The organism is Paenibacillus luteus (assembly GCF_006542765.1).
GTDB classification, from domain to species: domain Bacteria; phylum Bacillota; class Bacilli; order Paenibacillales; family Paenibacillaceae; genus Pristimantibacillus; species Pristimantibacillus luteus.
In genome coordinates, this window is the sequence record NZ_SKCD01000001.1 from 192747 (window position 1) to 213841 (window position 21095).

Sequence of the window (21095 nt, forward strand, 5' to 3'; positions counted from 1 at the left end):
GGAGGTTATCGTTTGAAACCCTTTTTTCGCAATCGTACCGTTGTAGGTATTACTTGTATTGCCCTTTCACTCATACTTGCCCTCGGCATTGCTCCTTTGTTGAATCGTACAAGCAATGAACAAATGACTATCGTTCGGATTGCCAAAGACGTTTCCAAAGGAGTCACAGTTACAGCCGCACACGTCGAGACGGTTCAAGTAGGAGCCTTTCGTGTGCCTATCGATGTGTTGACTTCACCTGATGCGGTCATTGGTCAATACGCCACAGTGGATATGAAGCCAGGCGATTATATCATGCCTTCAAAGCTGTCGAGAACGCCACTGGATGCTTATATAGGCCGCTTGAATGGTCATAAGCAGGCCATTTCAGTAACCATTAAAAGCTTGGCCGCTGGTTTATCTGGCAAGTTGCAGCCTGGCGACATCATTACCTTGATTGCTTCCGATTATGGTGAACTGCGTACAACTACGCTGCCGCCGGAATTACAATATGTCGAAGTGTTGGCCGTAACCGCGAGCAGCGGCGTAGACGCTCAGACAAACCCTCCTTCATCTGACAATCAGGAAGACGAATATGAATTACCCTCTACGCTAACCTTGCTGGTGCTGCCTCAACAATCACAGCTGCTGGCTGATTTGGAAACAAAAGCAAAGCTGCACGCAACACTCGTATACCGGGGAACACCTGATTCCGCCAAAACCTTCATTGACAAGCAAGATGCGTTCCTCTCCTCAAGCACCGCGCCAAAGGAGGGCCAAGACGGTGAACAATAAATCCTTGATTGCCGTATGGGGCAGTCCGAGCAGCGGTAAAACACTCACGACTGTCAAACTGGCTCAAGCCTTTGCGGCACAAAAACAAAATGTGCTCATTCTCTGCTGCGATGCCCTTTGCCCTTCGATCTCAACCATTGCCCCGCAGGAAGCCGCCAAACACGCTTCGCTTGGGGAGTTGCTCAGCCTCCCGTCTCTATCGCAAGAAGATGTGCTTCGTTTTGCCATGCCGCTGGATGTCACACCGCACATCGCACTGCTCGGCTATAAAAAAGGGGACAACGCTTTTACGTATGCCGCTTACAATCGGGAACGAGTGGTTGACCTTTTGACTCTGGCTCGCCATTTGGCGGATGTGGTACTGGTGGATTGCTCCAGTTTTCTTTCCGCCGATCCGCTCTCCACCGTAGCGCTGGAGCTAGCAGATCATGTTGTGCGCCTGCATAGCTGTGACCTGAAAAGCTTGATGTTCTATGCCTCCTATTTGCCCCTTGTCGCCGATGCGAGATTTCGCCGCGCATCAGTACTGCCCGTACTCTCCAATGTGAAGCCGAGTCAGGACAGCCGGGAGTATCGTCACGTATTTGGCGGCATTCAGCTTACGCTGCCCCATGTAGCACAGCTTGAACAGCAGACTGCCGCTGCCAAGCTGCTGGAACATGGTTCTGGTAAAGAAGCGATTGCCTATCAAAAAGCGTTCAATCAACTATTAACCTTGCTTCAGCCACAAGAAGGAAAGGAAGCCCCAAAGTCCAAAGTACGTCTTCCATTTCAATCACTCTGTAAAGAGCTCGAACGCCTGAAACGATTATGGCCAAAACGTAGAGGTGAAGGACAATGAACAACGCTTCTCTCTTCTTTTCAGCGACAGAATCCAAAGTCTTTGCCGATGTCCTACAAGAAGTACAGAGCTATCTTTCTAGCAAATACGCCACCTTAATGAGCCGCAAGCCGGAGGAGCAGAAACAACAAATTCATGCCTATATGAGCCAGTACGTAACCGATCATCGGCTGCATGTAGCGGGACTTTCCTTCGATGAACTGCTGGATCGTTTGTACGCCGAAATGGTCGAGTATTCGTTCCTGACCCGTTACCTGTTTGCTCGTGAGGTAGAAGAAATTAATATTAACAGCTACAATGATGTCAAAATCAGCTATACGGATGGCCGCATCATTCCGGCGGACGAACAGTTTACGTCTGCGGAACATGCGATAGACGTGATTCGGCGACTGCTGCATCACTCCGGCATGATTCTGGACTACGCTCAACCTATTGTGCGCGGCCATCTGGCAAACAATATTCGCATTACCGTGTTTGGCCCACCCATTACCGATAAAGAGAAAGGCATCGCAGCATCTATTCGGATCATTAACCCTCAAAAGCTGGCGCGGGAAGACTTTGTTCGCAGCGGCACGGCAACGGCCGAGATGCTGGATTTTTTGAGCGTATGTCTGCGTTACGGCCTGTCTATGTGTGTCACTGGAGCTACAGGCAGCGGGAAAACAACCCTGATGAGCTGGTTGCTGTCCACCATTCCCTACGATAAACGAATTTTCACCATTGAGAACGGCGCACGAGAGTTTGACTTAATCGTTGAAGACGATGCCGGGCTTGTCGTGAATAACGTGGTGCATACCGTGACCCGTTCCAATGAAGACCCTCGCCAGCATATTGATCAGGAAAAGCTGCTGGAATTTGCCCTAACTGCTAATCCAGATGTCATTTGTGTGGGTGAGATGAAATCGGCCGAAGCCTTTGCTGCGCAAGAAGCAGCTCGCACTGGGCATACGGTCATTACAACGACTCATGCCAACTCTTGCCTGTCTACCTACTATCGTATGGTCACGCTTTGTACGCAAAAATACGAAATCAATGATACCACCTTGTACCATCTAGTAACGGAAGCCTTCCCTCTCATCCTGTTTGTCAAAAAACTGGAGGATAACTCCCGGCGAATCATGGAGATTACGGAATGCCGTATCCAGCCAGATGGCACACGCGACATTATTCCGCTCTATCGCTACGCCGTTCATTCCACAAGCGAAGTAGCTGGCAACATGGTGCTTGAAGGGGAGTATGAGAAGGTTAACGACATTTCTCCTGGCCTGCAAAAGCGTTTGCTGGAAAATGGGCTTCCCTTGCCGCGCTTACTGACACTGCTTGGAGGTGAGGCTTAATGACGATGTTATTTCTGATCTCTTTCCTAGGCTTGTCCGCTGGCAGCTTATTTCTGTTGAATCTTCCCCCGCGAACCCTACTCTCCGAGCTATCCAGCCTGTTCAACCAGCTCTCTTCTCGGAAGCAGCCGCTGACCAAACAAATTCGGGCGATTCACTATCCCAAAAAGCTCAAAGGCTGGAGAGCTGCGGTTCAAGAAGCACAAGCGATTCTTAAACAGACGGGAAACAGCCATCAGTGGGGATTACTGATTTCCGCTTCCTTACTACTGGCCATAGCAGGGGCAGGGCTGAGCCTGTTCCTGCATAACCTTTGGTTATTGCCGGTTTTATCCGGCGGTTTTGCCTTACTTCCGTTCTGGTTGGTCCTGTTCTCTGCAACCTTTTACCGGAAGCGATTGCACGGCGAACTGGAAACAGCACTCTCCATTATCACGACTTCCTATTTACGGAACGAAAACATTTTAGCCGCTATAGAGGAGAATGTACCTTATCTGAATCCTCCGGTAGCAGATGTGTTTCAGGCATTCCTGACCGAATCCAAGCTCATTCATGCCAATCTGCGACTGGCACTCCAGCAGCTCAAAGGTCGTGTCCATGACAGCGTATTTCAGGAATGGTGCGATGTACTGATTGCTTGCCAGGATGATCGGACACTGAAATCTACATTAATGCCTGTTGTGACCAAATTGTCCGATATGCGCGTAGTCTCGGCAGAACTGGATTATTTACTCTATGAACCGCTCAAGGAGTTTTTGACCATGGCCTTGCTGATGCTGGGCAATCTTCCACTGCTGTACTTCTTAAATCGGGAATGGTTTTTCACCCTCACCACCAGCACACCTGGACAAATGGTATTGGCCTTCTGCGGTGTAATATTGTTCGTCTCGTTTGCAGCGGTTATCCGTTTAACCCGACCATTGGCATATAAACGATAGGGGAGCGATCATATGTCTGCATCTGAAACCGCTCATTTGCTGAGCGAGTTACTGGAAGTTTCTCCTGAGGAACGTAATGAAGTATCTACACTGTTGCAACAACATGGAACAGTTGTTTTTTGGGCACGTTTGGAGGAATGGCCTTTGTCAAATGACTTACGCCAACATTTAAAAGTAGTCAAGCAACTTTTGCATAGCATTGCGCCGGAAAGGAGGGAAGCCGATGCTCCCGGCTTCGTTAGATGAACAAGTCACCGCTCACTTTGTTGAGTCCCTCCATCGGCTAACAGGCATTCCCATTAAGAAACTGCAACGATACGGAACGCAGAACAATCTGCTGAATGCGCTGGAGCATCCGCATTCATTGGAACTGACAACAGCGCAATTGCTCAAGGTAGAGCAGCTCAATGCCTTCCTCCAATCGCATCGTGTTCTGCAGTGGGAGGAAGGGAATACCAAAAGAGCTCTCTCTACCCCCGAACAGGCAAGCGGCTACTTTTTAGCCTATCTGAGTGGGCTGAAGGATCGAGAACGGTTTATGGTCGCCTTTCTGGATCAGAAAAACCAAATTATCGAAACACGCGTGATGTCCGAGGGTGGCTTAGCGGAAGCGCCTGTCTATCCCCGTAATATTTTGAAAGCTGCTCTTAATTGTGACAGCTCATCCATCATCATGGCTCATAATCATCCGAGCGGCATCCCAACCCCCTCCCCTGAAGACGTGTTGCTCACCGAACGAATGGTAGCCATTTTTGAACCCCTAAACATCCGCGTTCTGGATCATATCGTCATTGGCGGAACTACCTTCGCTTCACTCGCAGAATTGGGGCAAATGCCGAAAACCGCGCAGCATTCGCCTAACTATGAGCCAATCAATGGGAAAGCGAGTGAAGCAGCCGCGACTTACTCGATCACGCCACTGTTCCTTTCATATGCAGAAGCTGAATGTTCCACGGACGAATGGGAGCGATAAAGGAGATGTTTACGTAGATGATTGGATTATGGCTAGGCTTCAGTTTGCTGTTTGCAGTCGGCTCCTATTTTTTGATCGCCAACTGGCTCAAGCTGCCCACACTTGCCTCCACCCGCGCAATACTGCTGGTTGCCAAACAAGATAAGCTTAAAATGTCCATCCTTCAAGTCATTATTTTTCGATTATCTGCCTGGCTGGCAGGAAAACTACCGTTAAGCGACTACTATAAACGAAAAACAGCCGCCACGCTCCGTTCTGCTGGTATTCAAACGACACCAGAAGCGTATATAGCAGGGGCCATCGTCAAGGCAGGTCTCATTTGTTGTGGCGGCCTACTCCTCCTTCCGCTGCTTCCATTGCTGTTTCCTGTTTTTTTGTTTCTCTCTATCGCCGTATTTTTCAAAGAAGCCCAAACCGCCGATGCGATTGTCCGTAAGAAACGAGAACAAATTGAAATGGAGTTACCTCGGTTTGTCGCAACCATTGCTCAGGAATTAAAGGCCTCGCGGGATGTGCTTCGAATGCTTGAGGTTTACGCCAAACATGCTGACAGCGGCTTACAAAGCGAATTGCACATGACCATTGCAGACATGAAAAGCGGTAATCAGGAGACAGCGCTCCTGCGGTTGGAAGCCCGCATTGGCAGTACCATGCTGTCTGATACGGTTCGGGGCTTGCTCGCTGTAATGCGCGGCGACCAGGGCGGGGTCTATTTTGATAGGCTGGCGCATGATTTCAAGCTGATGGAAATTCAGAAGCTCAAGTTAATTGCCAGGAAACGTCCGGGGAAAATTCGCAAGTATTCCTTCTACATGCTGGTCTGTTTTATGCTCATGTATATGGTCATTTTGGGCTTGGAAATTATGAAGGCGATGGGAAAGCTCTTTTAGGTTCGGATCTCATCCCATGAAGAAAGGAGCAAGGCGATGTTCTACCTCTCCAATAAACGCGGCGAAGGCTATCTGGATGTTGTTGTGCTGGTGCTGGCCGTTATGCTATGCATGGCGCTCGTTCTCAAGGTTACGCCTGTATTTATGACCAAATCTCAGCTCGACACCTTTGCAACAGAGCTAGTGCGAGAGGCCGAAATTTCCGGCAGAGTTGGGCAGGAAACCACGCAGCAGACAGGAAAACTACAAGCTCAAACGGGACTGAACCCCGCCATTGCCTGGAGTAGAACCGGAAAACTTCAAATCAATGAGGAAGTGACGGTTACACTGAAAACAACCGTGAATATTGGCTTATTCGGCGACTTCGGCTCCTTCCCGATTGAGCTAACAGCCAAAGCTAGCGGCAAGAGCGAGGTGTACTGGAAGTGAAATGGATTTGGAAAAATCGTGCCGGTAGCGGATTCCCCTTGACGGTAGCCATTGTACTGGTCATTCTGCTCCTATCGTGTGCCATTTATGAATATTTAAGGCTCAGTATCATTGCCAGTGGGGTGCGGGATGCCGTCCAAAGCTCCATCATAGCAGTATCCACGGAAAATTACGCTCATGTGTATAACGGTCTTCGGGAAGGATATTCAGGCGGGTACTTGCTGAATGCCTCGAATGGCTGGAGAGAGCATGTCACTACCGGGGATGTCTTGGAGCGGCTTGATCAAACCTTGGGACTCACAGCAAAAGGCTCGGATCATATCAAATTCGCAGGATTAAACAAGGAATTTACAATCTCTGAATTACAGGTCCTGATTCATAACGCCCCCTTCGCTCCCTCTTCATCCGCTGAAGCGCCCAGGTTTGAAGCCACTGTAACACTCACGCTCGAAGTTCCTCTTTCCTTCGGTTGGACAAACCTTCCCCCCATGAAATCTACACTGACCGTCAAAGCAGGTTACACCCCGAAATTTTGACATTCTTGCACGCGATTTTCGTTGGTATTTACAGATTTATACAATATAATAGAGATAAGCGATGTTAGCTCCATCCCCTTTCTACACTATCATCCGTAGAGGAGTTGAAGTCTATGTCTGGTTTTTCAAAAAATAAACGTTGGCTTCTCATTGGCGTATCCTTGGTCTGCCTCACTGCTGTTATCATCATTTTTACAACCATGAAACCTGAAGAAAAACGTTCCGATCCACAGCCTACGGTTATAGAAACACCCCCTCTTGTCGTCGTTGAACCGAAAACAATAGAACCTACCACTACTACGCCTGTCGCATCAGAGCAGCCAGAAACCTCACCTTCTCCTAGTCCTTCATCTCCTGTAGTTATTCCTGAAATATCGGACAAGCCAACCACTACCGAGAAACCCACGCCTATACTTCAGCCTGAAAAACAAAACGAACAAGTGCAGGTTCCCATTACTAAACCAAAATCAAAACCAAAAGCTACGGAACCACCAAAGCCTATGCCCGAAACAAATCCTTCCGAAAAACCAAATCCATCCACGCCACCAACATATTCGCAGAAGGAAACGAATCCTGATAAAAAAGAGAGTACAGAACCGAAGTCGGGAGACAAGAATGACAAGGGTCAAGTATACTTGCCGGGGTTTGGCTGGATAGAACAAGGCGGGCCGAACCAAGGAGAAATCAGTAATTCTGACGGCGATTGGGACAAACAAGTCGGCACAATGGACTAACTAAATATTACAAATATCAGGAGAGCAACTTCGGTTGCCCTCTTTTTATTTTGGAGGTGAACAAAAAAATGAAGCAGGTTGGCTCGCTAATTTCTATTTTGATTCTACTGTTTTGCTTCCCTTTCACCGTATTCAGTGAGGGAGATGGAAACATTGATAATGGCGGCGGCGGTATGGGATCAGGTACATCGCAGAACAAATGGCGTCCTGGTGAAGAAGGAGTTCGGGTCACAGTAGTTCGCGCTTCAGATGAAATCGCAGTTTCACAATCGCTAGACTATACAAATAAAACGATGCCCAGCAATATGTTTCATTTTGGGAAGGTTAGCAAAATTCATTATCGGAATGGCTCTCCTCTAACTCCTCACAACAACAGCTATACATTCAAAAATCCCTCCATGGCACTTCCTAAAATTATCAGTTCCGGTAGCGAGAACATCAATATTGAGGTCATAAAGCAATACTTTTGTTCCGAAGGCGCTTTAAAAATGATTGCAGACGACCTTGGAGTAAGCTATGAAACACTCACTAGCGGTGATTACCGCTTACTGCTTGAACCTATTACCTACATTACCTTCCAAGGAAACTATATGGCGATGACCGCTCACGAAGCCGCCCTATATGACCAAATTCTAAGTGGCGAACTTCGAACAAAAATGGTCAGCTTAACCCATCAAAATTTACCCCTTTCAATGTTTCTGGAGAAGTCTGATCTGAGCTTTCCAGCATGGGCAGGCACTACTAACGGACGAGTAAGCAACTCGGAGATTATATCCTCGCTAGGACTTGGAGTCGTCCGCTTTACAGAATTGCCTCCACCAATGGAGAGCACAGCAGCCTATGAATATCGTACAGACACCGAAGTCATTACATCCGTTTTTCTATCTACTGGTCGGGAGATTACGCCAAAAGCACCCGCAAGTGTCACCTTCTCTTTACTTGGCAGCTCATACACGGTGACGAATATCGTCATTCCTGAGGGGGACAGCCAAATCGTTTGGTTCAAATGGCGAACTCCCTCCAAGCCACAAACTGTCACCATTCAAGTCAGCGCAAGCGAAGGCGTGCTGAGTCAGCAACGCATTACTGCCAAACTGGTCGACTTGAATCAGAATGTGCCACCCAACCCAACAGCTAAAGATCGCAATGATTCCTTCTCCATTCCAAGCCTACCCAAAAACAAAGAAAAGACGAATGATTCCTGGGGAGTTTGGTCTGCAAGCTGGCATTCCAATTGGGTATGGATTCCAAACTGGCAATGGTATGGAACCGGGAATGGCGGTGGATATTGGGTGGATAACGGACATTGGGAGGATCAAGGCTGGTGGGACTATCAATTTTCCCGTTATCAGGCTTCGTTGAGCGCTGCTCATTCCATTCAGCCAGATCGTAAAGTACCCACTGCAATCGGTCAAGAAATGAAATCCGGCTACGGGATTCAGATGAAGGTTAACACAAACCTCACTACAAATGCCCCCTCCTCTCATTTTAAAGGCGCGCAACACGCCGTCGCCTATTTCCCTGAATTTCAGTATAAAACGTACTGGCGACTGTATGACCGACTTCAGAGCGTAAACCAGGCTACCTTTGAACTCAAGCCAAATCCGTATTCCACCTACAATCAACGTGTCCATTTTACACCGATTTGGTATCCTGACGGCAGCTATATCCCACATACAACCATTATTGATGCCTGGACACCAAATGGAATGCTTCAACTCAACGTATCAGATCGCGTACAAATCAAAGGTAATCTATTTTCGGATTGGCATATCTCCCCGAAAAAATAACAAAAGAAGGGTGGGCATCTCCTTGCTGCTACCTATTATTGTACTGTTCCTCTGCCTAATTGGTGGAGGCGCAGTTCTTTTTTATCTTCGTACAGGCTCACGCATTAAACATGTATCACCCCCGGCTCACGAGCTAACCGCGCAGCATTTCATCAACGTTAAAGATGTTCGCGGACACTACTTATACACCTTGGATGGCTGGGTTCTTTGCTTTCTTAAAATCACACCAATCAGTATTGATCTGCTCAGCTCCAATGAAAAAAAACAACTGATTAACATGCTGACAACCGAGCTGTCTACTGTTCAGTCCCCCTTTAAATTTTTAGCAGTCAGCCGCCCTGTAGATATCTCCCCCCTTATTTCCCAACTGACAGGTTTACTTCAAACCGACGATCCTAAACAAAAAGAATTGCTCAAGCAGGAAATCGCAGAAATGCATACGTTGGCGGTTTCGGGCGAAGTAGTTGAGCGACAGTTTTATATGACGGTTTGGCAGAGACTGGAGCCTGACGGGGAGCGTGATGCACTACAACAAATTAAAAAGCTGGCTCAACATTTGGATGATTGTCATGTACATTCCCATGTGTTGAAGCAGCAGGAAATTGTGCGGCTGTGCAATTTGATTCATAACCCTGGCTACACCCATCTGGAGGATAGTGAATATTCAGCCTCGATCCCTTTTTGGAACGAGGTGTAGCCAGTGGCTGTTGATCCTGCTACCGCGAAGCTTCTAGCCCGATTAGCCGTTAAAATTGCTACTGACAAAAACGCTCGAAAGCGTGTTTTCTTTTTAGTCATCGCCCCCCTTGTTGCCTTTCTATTGCTGATTGCCATGATCCTGCAAATACTGACCTCTCCCTTTCAACTGATTTCAACCTATTTCCGACCCGATGAACTGACACATGTAAATGAGCTTCGTACAGATTACGGCTTTACACAAATGCTGCAAACCGATGAAGAAGGCTATCAGGAGAGCTTAGGGCAGCAATACGATGGAATTCACTTAAAGTCTGGTCACACCGAGGTCGTGTACTACAATCAATTGGACTCCCGATGGGCCGATACGATGTATGGCATCAGCGGTACGATTGGTGAAGCCGGGTGCGGTCCGACTTCATTAGCAATGGTCGTGTCCACATTGACGGATATGCTTATTGATCCCGTGTCGATGTCCGATTGGTCATACCAAAACGGATATCGTGCAGAAGGAAACGGTAGTTACCACAGTCTAATACCCGAAGGCGGCAAGCATTTTGGATTGCAAGTCGAAGGCGTACAGAAAAAGGATTCTCAAAAAATAATAGATGCCCTGAGTAGCGGAAAACTGGTCATTACCATAATGAGCAAAGGCCATTTCACCTCGTCAGGGCATTTTCTAGTTTTACGAGGCGTTACAGAAGATGGAAAGCTATTAGTTGCCGATTCTGCAAGCAAAAAGCGAAGTCAACAGGAATGGGACTTGTCGCTCATAGTGCGCGAAGCACGGGAGAATGCCGCTGCTGGCGGTCCCTTTTGGATTTTATCCAAGGAATAGGAGTTGAGTACTGGATGTCTACCTCTAAAGATCAATTTCATATTCCCATAAACCCCTCTCTATTGAACGTAATCTCGCCTGTTGGATTGGAATTTGAACGGAATCGCCTGATGCTTGGCGAAAATAGCGGCAAGATTTATGGTGTCATTCAATATCCGCAAAAAGTCGATATTGGATGGTTGTCCAAAATTACGAATATTCCCAGTACCATTGTATCTATCGGTTTTGAGCCTACAGATAACAGTGCGCTGATTTCGGCCATCTCCAAGTCCATTGTTCAGAATCGAAGCACGGCTGAAAGCGCCAAAGATCCGCTTACCCGACAAAGAGCCGAAAAAGCGGCTAGTGATGGTGAGCGTATTATGATGCAAATTGATCAGCATGGTGAAACGGTGGGGCTGATGAACATTGCGCTGATGCCTATAGCCGATGATGAGAAAAACTTTAGCCGAATCTGCCGACGCGCTGAACACACCTTAAGTATGCTGAAATGTAAAATTCGTTCCTTACCTAACCTCCAAAAGCAAGGATTACAGCATCTGTCCCCCACCTATCCAGCTAATGAAGAGATTAGCGGGATATTAAACCGGATTATTCCCATGAGTACCTTTGTTGGCGGCTTTCCTTTTGCCAGTAGCGGCTTCAGCGATGCCTCTGGTTACTATTTCGCCAAAGATAGTCAAGGTGGGCTGATTATTGTTGATACCTGGCTACGCGGCGCAGATCGAACAAATTCCAACATCGTCATTATGGGGATTGCTGGTGTGGGCAAGTCTACCGCCGTCAAACATATCGCGCTTAGCGAATATATGACAGGCACGAAAGTGATATTTATCGACCCGGAGTCTGAGTATCGGGAATTATGCCACAAACTCAACGGGGACTGGATTAATGCAGGCGGCGGCTCCAATGGCAAAATGAATCCGTTGCAGATTCGACCCGCTCCACGAGATGAGGAGAACGAAGAATATCCGCTTTATAAGGATGAGGGCTACGGTATGTCGGATATGGCGCTGCATCTGAAGAATCTTGAGATTTTTTTCAATCTTTATTTACCCGAATTATCCATGATGCACAAAGCGGTACTCAAGCAGTGCTTAATTGAATTGTATCATCAATTCAGCATTACATGGACAACAGACATCTCCACATTGTCCCCTCTAGATTTCCCCATTTTTTCAGACCTGTATGCGCTAATCAAAGAGAAAGAACCAACGCTGAAAGACGACATCTATAAGGAACTCGCACTACTTCTCTATGATATTGCACATGGTGGAGACTCATTTTTATGGAACGGTCATACCACGGTACAAACCTACTCGCGCTGTATTTGTCTGGATACTCATACGCTGCAAAATACAGCCGATCATATTAAACGAACCCAATATTTCAACCTGCTTTCCTGGTGCTGGGAGCAGATGTCGCAAGATCGATCTGAACGCGTATTGCTCATCTGTGATGAATCTTATCTTATGATTGATCCCCATGTGCCGCAAAGTCTTGTCTTTCTTCGCAATGTGGAGAAGCGTTCTAGAAAATATGAAGCTGGGCTTGCTATCGTCTCCCACAGTGTCGTGGATTTCCTTGCACCAGAAGTGAAAATGTATGGGCAGGCGCTCCTTGACATTCCTTGCATAAAAATTCTCATGGGAACAGACGGAAAGAATTTGCAGGAAACACGCGATTTGTACAACTTGACAGATGCCGAAGAAGAATTGTTAGCCAGCAAAAAACGGGAACATGCTCTGCTTATGATTGGCTCCAAGCGACTTCATGTCCACTTTGAAATTCCCGAATACAAATTTGCTTATATGGGTTCAGCGGGAGGACGCTAACATGGACAAGAAGAAGCAGCTCATTGAGCTTTTCTTCTATATCGGTCTGGTCATTGCAGGTATCATTTTGCTGCTCTTGGAAGGAGAATAGTTCATGATTCTATATTTGACCAGCAATGCCCGCATTAATTTGCTTGATTTTTTGGAAGAACAACAGGGGATACCTTTGAAAAAGTTAACCGGTTCCTTCTCCTTTCTATCCTTTGTCATTAAAGATATGCGACACTTTGCTCACGCACATTATGTGGTTTTGGATCGGGATGCTATAACAGAAAGCGATTCGGAACTGCTCGAAGCCTTGTTGTCGTATTTGACGATATATGATAGGCGTGTGCTGATTATCGCAGAAGGACTGCCTATAGGCAGTCCTTTTATATCACAGTTGGTGCAGGCTGGTATTTACAATATCGTGACCGCCACAGAAATCAAAGCGATTCGGGAAGAACTTCAAGAATGCTTTACTGAGGATGGAATGCAGAGGTTCAGTCCTGCTGCATTCATTCAACACGTCGAAAATGAGCCACAGATGGATATTCAAGAAGAAAATGTTCGCTATAACTTTACCTGCTCCAACCTTATCATTGCAGTTGCAGGGTGTGACCGCCGGGTTGGTGTAACAACAACCGCAATGAATCTGGTCTGTTGGATTAATGCACACGGTGGAACTGCTTGTTACGTGGAGGCAAATACAAATAATCACCTGGCTCACATCATTCAGTTGTTTGAACCAGAGAAGACAGGTAATGCTTACACACTAGCAGGCAGCGACTTTTACATGACAAAGGAGTTAAATCACGATTATAATTTCATTGTTTTGGATTGTGGTGTTCTTGGAGAGCAGCGTATCCAAGAGGATTTTAAATCGGCTAATTTAAGAATACTTTGCGGTTCCGCCATGCCATACGAATTGGTAAATTTATATCGGGCTATACAACGATGTAACCCTCTCTCTGTACAACCGATTGGATTATTCGTGCCGGAGAATTTGAAAAATTATCTTATTAACAACATCCGTCATGATATTCTTTTTGGAGAGAATTCACATGACTTGTTTAACATAACAACAAACAACAACTTACATGAAACATTACTACAGACTTCTATTTATTGCTAGCTGGGATAACACTCTAAACATGCAATTAAGCTTTGTGCCCAGAATAGACGACCACATTCCAGTGAGAGTGTGGTTGTCTACGTCTATTATTTATTGTTAATTCCTATGTTTCAAGTTACACATCCAATATTCAAAATGAGAAAATTGAATTAACCGCTTAAAAATTGAATTAATGAGTAGAATCAGACAACCAAACAGAGCGGAACAGAAGTTCCGCCTGTCTGAATTGTATTTTAATATGTTGCTTTTATTGATTTGAAGGCCAAGCGAACTTAATTCCCAGCTTCGTTTTTACTTCTTGGAACGCCTTGTTTTTATAATCAAACAATTGCTGGTAACCAAGCTTATCCTCTTGCGCAGGCATCTCTTGGAACAGCTTCTCTACTTCTGCTTCATTCTTGGCAAGTATAATTTTAGCTGTCATTTTTGCACGGTAATCTTTAACTTTTGCCTCAATACCTGCTTCGGTAGTTCCACCTTGTACGGTCGTGGCCTCGAATGCAAGATCATCATAAGCAAATTGTTCAAAGTATTTGTCATGCTCAACCTGTAGTTTTTCGAATTCATTGCTTGGAGCTGGCCAGGTACGCTTAATCGGCACCCAGTTTAATAACCACCCGAATGTGTCATTGCCATATTTACGTTTAGCTGCATCCGGATCAGCTTCGAAATCTTTAATGCGCTGCTCAGACAATTTGACCCTGCCGTCCTCATCATAATCCCATGCAACGCCTTTCGGTCCATAAAAAATATTAAGTGACATTTCATCCGTCGATAAATATTCGAACAATTGAACAATACGATCTTGATACTTGCTATCACGTCCGATCATCGACAGCATCCATCCGGAAAGTGGACTAGGTGTAAAATTAAATTCATTTCCTGCATCACCTTTTATCGGTCCAACCGGGACGTAAACGGCATTTTTGTCATTAGCATAAAGCGCCTCCCATTTAAGAAGCGATCCTGTCTTAGCGAAGACGCTCCCAGCGGCTACTTTCTCAACCTTCTGTTCGTCCGTCAACGTCAAGCTATCCTGTGGTAAAAGACCTTCCCTGTATAACTGGTTTAGGTACTTAAATGCTTCTAGTGACTCCGGCGTCCGAATCGTGTCCTGCCAATTACCATCCTTCGATTCGGGAGAAGCACCGAAAAACTCCGTGAGATTGTGGTGATCGAAATAGGACGGAATGATGTTAAAGCCATTATATTTAATGCCGGCTTCCTTTACTTTCTTTAAGGCATCTATCGTGCCTTGTTTGGTTTTGAAATCTTCGGCTCTAATACCTACTTGCTCCATAATGTCCTTACGGGCTACCATATCAATATGAGTCGCTAGCGTATCAATACCCTCCTGCATTTGTTCTTTAGCATAGAAGAAGTTAGGCAGCCCATAAAAGTGACCATTTTCATCCCCATACCATTCCTTTATAGACTGAGGAACTTTGAAATCGGGTGTGTATTTTGCAATCAATTCATCTAGTGGTACGACCAGACCTGATTTCTCCATTATCTTCCTCTGAGGAGCGATATTCCATACCGTCACAACATCCGGAATACTCCCGGAAGCAATCATCGCACTCAACTTTTCCTCATTCCCCGTACTGAATTCAACGGTAATACCTGTAGCATCTGTAACCATTTTATCGACGAGAACGTTCTCAGCGTCCCATTGTTTGGAGTACCAGTCTGCTGCCACGAACCATTTGATCTTTATCGGCTTTTTCGTATCCACATTTCCAGCAGTTTCTTCCTCTTGCTTTGTTTCATTTTTACCAACCATTGAATCCGAATTATCATTTCCTCCCGAGCATGCTGCCATTAACATTGTAAATAAGGCCAAAATCAGAAGCATTATCATTAAGTTTCTCATCTTGCGCATTCTTTTTCCTCCCCTTATGTGTAAGCAATATTGTTAATCCGCTTTCTTTCGTAGTTCGCGGAGACTAACCTTTGATTGATCCTATCATGATCCCTTTGACGAAAAAGCGCTGCAGGAAGGGATAAATCAACAATATCGGGGCTGTAGTTGCGATCATCATCGCAAGCTTAAGCGTCTCTGGACTGATTTTTTTAGCCTGTTGCGGCACGAGTTGCGCAGCCTGCGCACCCATGCCTTGGGCAAAAGTGGCATCTGTCACAACTCTCATGAGAAATAATTGGATTGTCTGGAGTGATTCGGATGTCGTAAACATCAAGGAATCGAAATATGAATTCCAGTGCCCAACACCATTGAACAACGAAATAGCTGCAAGCGCAGGCATCGCAAGTGGAATAATAAATCGTAAGAAGATTCGATACTCCCCGGCACCATCAATCTTTGCTGATTCTATTATCGACTCTGGGATAGAACGAAAGAATGACAATAAAATCATGAGATCCCACACACTGAACATCGACGGAATGATAAAGACTAAAAAGTTATCCAATAGTCCTAGATCCCTATAGAGCAAATAAGTAGGAACTAGGCCACCTGCGAAAAACATGGTCAACATAATATAAATCATGTAGACTGATTTTCCTTTTAAGTTAGGCCTTGATATGCCATAAGCAACCAGCGCTGTGAATAAGACATGTAGTACAGTGCCCAATATGGTTCGTGCTGCCGTTACGAAATAGGCACTGTAGATGGAGGGGTCAGAATACACGGCTATATAGTTACCCCAAGTAAATTCCCTTGGCCAGAAGTAGACTCCGCCTCTCATATAGTCCAATCCCTCGTTCAGCGAGCCTACCAGAGAAAACCAAAATGGAGCTACCGTCAGAAACATAATAATAAGCATAACGACTGTGTTAAATATGGAGAACACCATTTCCCCTCTGCTTTTTACAGACATCGACGTTCCCCCCTTTAGAATAAACCTTGGTTGGTAATTTTTTTAGAAAAGTAATTTGCACTGAGCAGAAGCAGCACCGCAACTATTGATTTGGCAACGCCAACCGCCGTTGAGTATGAATATCGCATCTGCTGTATACCGGTTTTGTATACGTAGGTATCAATTGTCTCACTTGTATCCAAGTTAAGTGGGTTCTGTAGTACCAAAATTTGCTCGAATCCTGTATTAAGTATTGCGCTGATTGCAAAAATCAACATGATGACAACCGTCCCCATAATACTAGGGAGCGTAACATACCACATCTTTTGCAGCCTACCAGCACCGTCGATAGTTGCCGCTTCATACATTTCTTGATCTACGCCAGAGATGGCCGCGATATAAATAATGGCTCCCCATCCAAGCCCCTTTAGCACTTCGCCAGAGACAAGAATGTACCAAAAATTATTTGCATCTCCAATAAAATTAATCGGCTCGGATATCAGACCCAACTGCATAAGCAAGTAGTTCAGTATCCCATTTGAAGGCGAAAGAATCGTGAGAATTAGCCCTCCAAAGACAACCCATGAGACGAAATGAGGCAAATAAGAGATCGTCTGTACAAACCGTTTGAACTTCATGGTGGAAATTTCATTCAGCAGCAGGGCGAAAATAATTGGGGCTGGAAATCCGATAATTAAGTTCAATCCATTAATGGCCAGCGTATTTCTCATGACTCTGAAGAAATTTGGGTCAAAGAAAAATTCGACGAAATGATCGAAACCTACCCATGGAGAACCCGTAACACCAAGAAACATGTCATAATCCTTAAAAGCTATCAAAATGCCGTACATAGGGATGTAAGCGAATACAAAAAGAAAAATCAATCCCGGCCATACCATGCTCTGTAGTTCAAATTGCGATATAATTCGAAACCATCTAATCGAATTTATTTCAATCTTTTCGGCGCCTTTTGTCGACTTAACTGTATTGTTCATTCTTTCCACCTTCCTGCTTGTCATTCCATTTCATGATGATGTTACCGCTTGCAAGCTTGTTAACATCATAGACTAGATGAGAGCTCCGAAAAATATCATTGTTTCAGTATTGTTACCTTAATTTCAGGTTTACTGTGAAAACGCTTTCGTTTCGTTGTATACTTTCAGTAAATCTATCTTGTGGAAGTTGGAGACCCTATCATGCGAATTAGAAAATGGGATCATCTTAGTATTAAGCAGAGACTCACCGTCTCTTACATTATTTTCATCCTTCTCCCCTTCTGTCTTCTATCCGTTCATTCCTATATTCAAAGTAGGACATTTCAGAAGGAACAGACGGCTGTCAATATGAAGCAAACGCTCTCCATCCTTAAAAACGGAATGGAAGGAAAGCTAAGTCTGGTGGAAAGTATTAGCCAGAGCATTACCTATAATGCTCGTTTGCATAACTTTCTTAGTGAACCGTTCGAAAATCAAAATGGCTCAATGGATGAGTATTTTCAATTTATCAATCCGATTGTATTTTATAGTCTTCAGTATAATCAGGTAGACATAAGAAGCATAAAAGTATACATGAATAATTACTCCATACCTGAAGGATTCGGGAGCTTCTATCATGATACTATTGTTCAAGGAAGAAAATGGTATGATTCCTTTATTAAATCAGATAAACGTTCCATTTGGATCTCCCTTCCCGAAGAAGGATCATATGATTACCTGCAGAAACTTGTTTCCTTGGAAGGTGAATTTCTTGGCGTCACCCGTGTAACGATTCTGAAACAAAACCTGCTTACTACCTTAGATGAGTCTTCCGTGGACGGATCCGGTGTTTATGTCATGGAGGCAGGCCAGCATTTGATTTATAGCAGTGAGGAAGATTTTCACTCATCAGTAACCGAAATGGACTCATTAATTGATAAACAATTCGAACAGAATGGCAAACTCTATGTTCAGGAGCATATTAATCGCCTGGCTATAACAGTCGGAATGACAAAAAGTCTCCCTCGATCCCTGCATTCATATCAGTTGTTAACTACAGCAGCGTTCATTACAGCGATTATTTTATCTATTTTTCTGTTCTATCAATTACTAAAAAAGACATTCGTTAAAATTAAAGGCAGCATCCGTGCTATGGATTATTCTATTCGTACTGGATTTATTGAAAAAATCCCAGTGGAAAGAAATGATGAAATCGGAGTGATTTCTGAGAAATTCAATACTTTGCTTGATCAAATCAACACCTTGGTCAACGACATGATCAAAAGGGAAACGGTACACAAAGACGCACAACTGAGAGCACTTCAGGCACAGATCAATCCTCATTTCATCTATAATACGATCAACCTGTTCAGTGCCAAAACTGAACTAGCTGGATTATATGACGTCTCAGACGCGTTTGCTGATTTCGGACAGATGCTGCGATACAATATGAACGATCAATCCGAGTATGTAACCATACAGGAAGAAATTAATCATGTGATAAATTACATTCAACTTCAGAAATTAAAATATACAGAGAACCTTAAGCTGGATTGGACATGCAGTCCTCAATTAATTAACCGTCAAATAATTCGTTTTATTCTGCAGCCAGTGGTTGAGAATAGTATTATCCACGGTATGGCAGGCCGTAAAGAATTAGCAATCTCACTTGATGTCAAATGGAATGATCTAGGAGAAATTGTAATTATTATTACGGATAATGGCGCCGGCGTCCCAGCGGAGAGATTATTAGAACTGAATCGCTTTTTCCAACGAGGTCAAGATGATATTCACCCCTTACTACATCTAGGTATGGGAACAGGAATTGCTCTAGGAAATATTAATGAACGGCTTAGACTTTTTTATGGAAACCAATCTGCAATTAGAATGGAGAGCGTAGAAGGATCCTACACTCGAACTGAGATTACAGTTCCATGTCAGAAAGAAGAGGAGGATTTCTCTGATGCTAAATCTCTTAATTGTTGATGATGAAGAGCTCATACGCGAAGAAATTAAATCTAAAGTTATTCGTATTTCCCATCCTGCTATTGGCAGAATCGAACTCGCAGGCAATGCCATGGAGGCGATGGAGCTTCTACGCGACCTTAAGCCAGGAATCGTTATCTCGGATATCCGGATGCCGAATATGGATGGATTGTCCCTTATTCGCGAGTGTTCACAAACAAATCCTGAGGTGAAGTTCATCGTGCTTAGCGGTTATGGAGATTATGCCTATGTCAGGGAAGCGTTTAATTATGGCATTGTCGACTATCTCCTTAAGCCCGTTCGGCTATCTGATCTTGAACTGCAATTGAATAAAGCAGTTCAATTATACAAGAATGGTGAAGCTGAAAAATTCAGTGTACCCTCTGTCATCTCTCCTAAAGACAATATTAAACAATTGCTTATTAATCTAGTTAATGGAAATGATTTGGAACAGTCTCTAACGAACAAGCTTTCAACCACATATCCAGAAGCCTGCTGGCGTATAAGCAGGTTCGTGTATGATTATAATGACTTTAGAAACTTTCCAAGCGTGGACAATATACAAGAGACGATTAACAACCTAATTAACGAGAGCGGAGAAAGTATGTTGATTAACGCGGTCACACTAAAAGCTGACAAAGAGGGTGGCACTATTGCGTTTAATCACAACGATTGCGTACTTACGGGACATTTAAAGTTCATTCTTGAAACGCTAGTGAAGCGCCTTACTCAAGTCAGCGGTGCTCGCGTCATGGCTTCCATAAGTGAACCGCAACTCTTATTGAATTTAAATGAGGCAGATAAAAATGCTGTACAAATCATCTCTTATCGTATTATGCATGAAGGTTCATTCGTCCTAGACGAAGAAGATACGAAAGGCAAAGAGATACAATTCCCACTTAACAACAAAGAGATTGATGTACTAATGGAAAACATTCGAATGCTCAATATTGAAGAAGTGAAACAGGGGGTCTACGACTGGTTCCATGTCAATCGGCTAAAAGCAATTGATACAGTTGCCATTCGCCAAATGTATTTGATGATCCTAACAGAGTTGTATAGGTGGCATAGTGAAAGACTACCAGCACATATGATATTCCGCGATGATGATTTCAACCGCCTTCATTCCCTTCAGGAAATTCGACTATATCTCCTCAAGCAGCTAAATTCTATTAAGCAGAATACACGCCAGTCTAGTATTCGATCCAAATCAGCAATCAGCATCGTCAAACAATATATTGATGAACACCCATATGGTGATGTTACTCTAGCTGAGGTTTCCAATTTGATTTCCATGAATTATACGTATTTTAGCTCATGGTTTAAAATGGAAACTGGAATTACGTTTTCTGCACATATTACTAGGCAGAGAATGGAGAAGGCAAAACAGTTGCTCGAAGATCCTACAATTCGTATCAACGAAGTTGCTCCACTGGTTGGATATGATAATATTTACCACTTTTCTAGGGCATTCAAGAACTATACAGGATTTTCCCCAAAAGAATACCGGAAGAGTGCTGACAACATTTAGAAACATATCTTAAATAATATCTAATATGTATATAAAAAAGTAACCTTCAGTTCCACTTTATAG

The 21095-nt window shown here is 44.5% G+C and carries 20 protein-coding genes; 17 read left to right on the plus strand and 3 right to left on the minus strand.

Annotation, left to right across the window (positions count from 1 at the left end):
- The first annotated feature begins 12 nt into the window (after positions 1-12).
- The 15 genes from cpaB (at position 13) to E0496_RS36375 (ending at position 13725) form a co-directional block, all read left to right on the plus strand.
- On the plus strand, positions 13-774 hold the full coding sequence (cpaB, locus tag E0496_RS00785) for a Flp pilus assembly protein CpaB (RefSeq protein ID WP_141499724.1): 762 nt from the start codon (positions 13-15) through the stop codon (positions 772-774).
- Entirely contained in the window at positions 764-1615 is an 852-nt protein-coding gene (locus E0496_RS00790) for a ParA family protein (protein ID WP_141499725.1), read from the plus strand. Before cpaB ends, E0496_RS00790 begins: the two co-directional genes overlap by 11 nt.
- Entirely contained in the window at positions 1612-2952 is a 1341-nt protein-coding gene (locus E0496_RS00795; protein WP_141499726.1) for an ATPase, T2SS/T4P/T4SS family, read from the plus strand. Before E0496_RS00790 ends, E0496_RS00795 begins: the two co-directional genes overlap by 4 nt.
- A complete protein-coding gene (locus tag E0496_RS00800) occupies positions 2952-3890 on the plus strand; it encodes a type II secretion system F family protein (protein WP_141499727.1) in 939 nt (312 codons plus the stop codon). Before E0496_RS00795 ends, E0496_RS00800 begins: the two co-directional genes overlap by 1 nt.
- Before the next feature lie 12 nt (positions 3891-3902).
- Complete coding sequence (locus tag E0496_RS00805; protein ID WP_141499728.1) at positions 3903-4136, plus strand: hypothetical protein; 234 nt, start codon at positions 3903-3905, stop codon at positions 4134-4136.
- A complete protein-coding gene (locus E0496_RS00810; protein WP_141499729.1) occupies positions 4114-4863 on the plus strand; it encodes a JAB domain-containing protein in 750 nt (249 codons plus the stop codon). Before E0496_RS00805 ends, E0496_RS00810 begins: the two co-directional genes overlap by 23 nt.
- A 17-nt stretch (positions 4864-4880) precedes the next feature.
- Entirely contained in the window at positions 4881-5753 is an 873-nt protein-coding gene (locus E0496_RS00815; protein ID WP_141499730.1) for a secretion protein F, read from the plus strand.
- A 36-nt stretch (positions 5754-5789) separates the two neighbouring features.
- Positions 5790-6182, plus strand: coding sequence for a DUF4320 family protein (locus E0496_RS00820; protein WP_141499731.1), 393 nt, complete (start codon positions 5790-5792; stop codon positions 6180-6182).
- Positions 6179-6718, plus strand: coding sequence for a hypothetical protein (locus E0496_RS00825; protein ID WP_141499732.1), 540 nt, complete (start codon positions 6179-6181; stop codon positions 6716-6718). The genes E0496_RS00820 and E0496_RS00825 overlap by 4 nt, the downstream gene beginning before the upstream one ends.
- A gap of 113 nt (positions 6719-6831) precedes the next feature.
- On the plus strand, positions 6832-7452 hold the full coding sequence (locus tag E0496_RS00830; protein WP_141499733.1) for a DUF6550 family protein: 621 nt from the start codon (positions 6832-6834) through the stop codon (positions 7450-7452).
- A gap of 68 nt (positions 7453-7520) precedes the next feature.
- A complete protein-coding gene (locus E0496_RS00835) occupies positions 7521-9242 on the plus strand; it encodes a DUF8193 domain-containing protein (protein ID WP_141499734.1) in 1722 nt (573 codons plus the stop codon).
- Positions 9243-9264: 22 nt separating this feature from the next.
- Complete coding sequence (locus E0496_RS00840) at positions 9265-9939, plus strand: TraC-like domain-containing protein (RefSeq protein WP_141499735.1); 675 nt, start codon at positions 9265-9267, stop codon at positions 9937-9939.
- A 3-nt stretch (positions 9940-9942) separates the two neighbouring features.
- The gene (locus E0496_RS00845) at positions 9943-10776 is read left to right on the plus strand and encodes a C39 family peptidase (protein ID WP_141499736.1); all 834 of its coding nucleotides are present in this window, start codon (positions 9943-9945) and stop codon (positions 10774-10776) included.
- 14 nt (positions 10777-10790) lie between these two features.
- Positions 10791-12611, plus strand: a complete 1821-nt coding sequence (locus E0496_RS00850) for a VirB4 family type IV secretion system protein (protein WP_141499737.1) — start codon at positions 10791-10793, stop codon at positions 12609-12611.
- A 94-nt stretch (positions 12612-12705) separates the two neighbouring features.
- Complete coding sequence (locus tag E0496_RS36375; protein WP_241674478.1) at positions 12706-13725, plus strand: hypothetical protein; 1020 nt, start codon at positions 12706-12708, stop codon at positions 13723-13725.
- Between the two features lie 247 nt (positions 13726-13972).
- On the opposite strand, the gene E0496_RS00860 is transcribed toward E0496_RS36375, so the two are convergent.
- The 3 genes from E0496_RS00860 to E0496_RS00870 all read right to left on the minus strand — a co-directional run bounded on the left by E0496_RS00860 (position 13973) and on the right by E0496_RS00870 (position 17536).
- Complete coding sequence (locus E0496_RS00860) at positions 13973-15607, minus strand: extracellular solute-binding protein (RefSeq protein ID WP_141499738.1); 1635 nt, start codon at positions 15605-15607, stop codon at positions 13973-13975.
- A gap of 64 nt (positions 15608-15671) precedes the next feature.
- The gene (locus tag E0496_RS00865; RefSeq protein ID WP_141499739.1) at positions 15672-16562 is read right to left on the minus strand and encodes a carbohydrate ABC transporter permease; all 891 of its coding nucleotides are present in this window, start codon (positions 16560-16562) and stop codon (positions 15672-15674) included.
- Between the two features lie 14 nt (positions 16563-16576).
- Complete coding sequence (locus E0496_RS00870; protein WP_141499740.1) at positions 16577-17536, minus strand: ABC transporter permease; 960 nt, start codon at positions 17534-17536, stop codon at positions 16577-16579.
- 348 nt (positions 17537-17884) lie between these two features.
- Between E0496_RS00870 and E0496_RS00875 the strand changes: the two genes are divergently transcribed.
- On the plus strand, positions 17885-19501 hold the full coding sequence (locus E0496_RS00875; protein WP_161601270.1) for a sensor histidine kinase: 1617 nt from the start codon (positions 17885-17887) through the stop codon (positions 19499-19501).
- Positions 19479-21032 carry a response regulator gene (locus E0496_RS00880; protein WP_141499742.1) on the plus strand — a complete coding sequence of 518 codons (1554 nt, stop codon included), beginning with the start codon at positions 19479-19481 and terminating at the stop codon, positions 21030-21032. Before E0496_RS00875 ends, E0496_RS00880 begins: the two co-directional genes overlap by 23 nt.
- Positions 21033-21095: the final 63 nt, after the last annotated feature.

Coding starts and splice junctions, on each gene's coding strand:
- E0496_RS00820 (WP_141499731.1), top strand. CDS start 5,790: ATGTTCTACCTCTCCAATAAACGCGGCGAAGGCTATCTGGATGTTGTT.
- E0496_RS00830 (WP_141499733.1), top strand. CDS start 6,832: ATGTCTGGTTTTTCAAAAAATAAACGTTGGCTTCTCATTGGCGTATCC.
- E0496_RS00880 (WP_141499742.1), top strand. CDS start 19,479: ATGCTAAATCTCTTAATTGTTGATGATGAAGAGCTCATACGCGAAGAA.
- E0496_RS00865 (WP_141499739.1), bottom strand. CDS start 16,562: ATGTCTGTAAAAAGCAGAGGGGAAATGGTGTTCTCCATATTTAACACA.
- E0496_RS00805 (WP_141499728.1), top strand. CDS start 3,903: ATGTCTGCATCTGAAACCGCTCATTTGCTGAGCGAGTTACTGGAAGTT.
- E0496_RS00835 (WP_141499734.1), top strand. CDS start 7,521: ATGAAGCAGGTTGGCTCGCTAATTTCTATTTTGATTCTACTGTTTTGC.
- E0496_RS00850 (WP_141499737.1), top strand. CDS start 10,791: ATGTCTACCTCTAAAGATCAATTTCATATTCCCATAAACCCCTCTCTA.
- E0496_RS00870 (WP_141499740.1), bottom strand. CDS start 17,536: ATGAACAATACAGTTAAGTCGACAAAAGGCGCCGAAAAGATTGAAATA.
- E0496_RS00810 (WP_141499729.1), top strand. CDS start 4,114: ATGCTCCCGGCTTCGTTAGATGAACAAGTCACCGCTCACTTTGTTGAG.
- E0496_RS00815 (WP_141499730.1), top strand. CDS start 4,881: ATGATTGGATTATGGCTAGGCTTCAGTTTGCTGTTTGCAGTCGGCTCC.
- E0496_RS00860 (WP_141499738.1), bottom strand. CDS start 15,607: ATGCGCAAGATGAGAAACTTAATGATAATGCTTCTGATTTTGGCCTTA.
- E0496_RS00795 (WP_141499726.1), top strand. CDS start 1,612: ATGAACAACGCTTCTCTCTTCTTTTCAGCGACAGAATCCAAAGTCTTT.
- E0496_RS00875 (WP_161601270.1), top strand. CDS start 17,885: ATGAAGCAAACGCTCTCCATCCTTAAAAACGGAATGGAAGGAAAGCTA.
- E0496_RS36375 (WP_241674478.1), top strand. CDS start 12,706: ATGATTCTATATTTGACCAGCAATGCCCGCATTAATTTGCTTGATTTT.
- E0496_RS00800 (WP_141499727.1), top strand. CDS start 2,952: ATGACGATGTTATTTCTGATCTCTTTCCTAGGCTTGTCCGCTGGCAGC.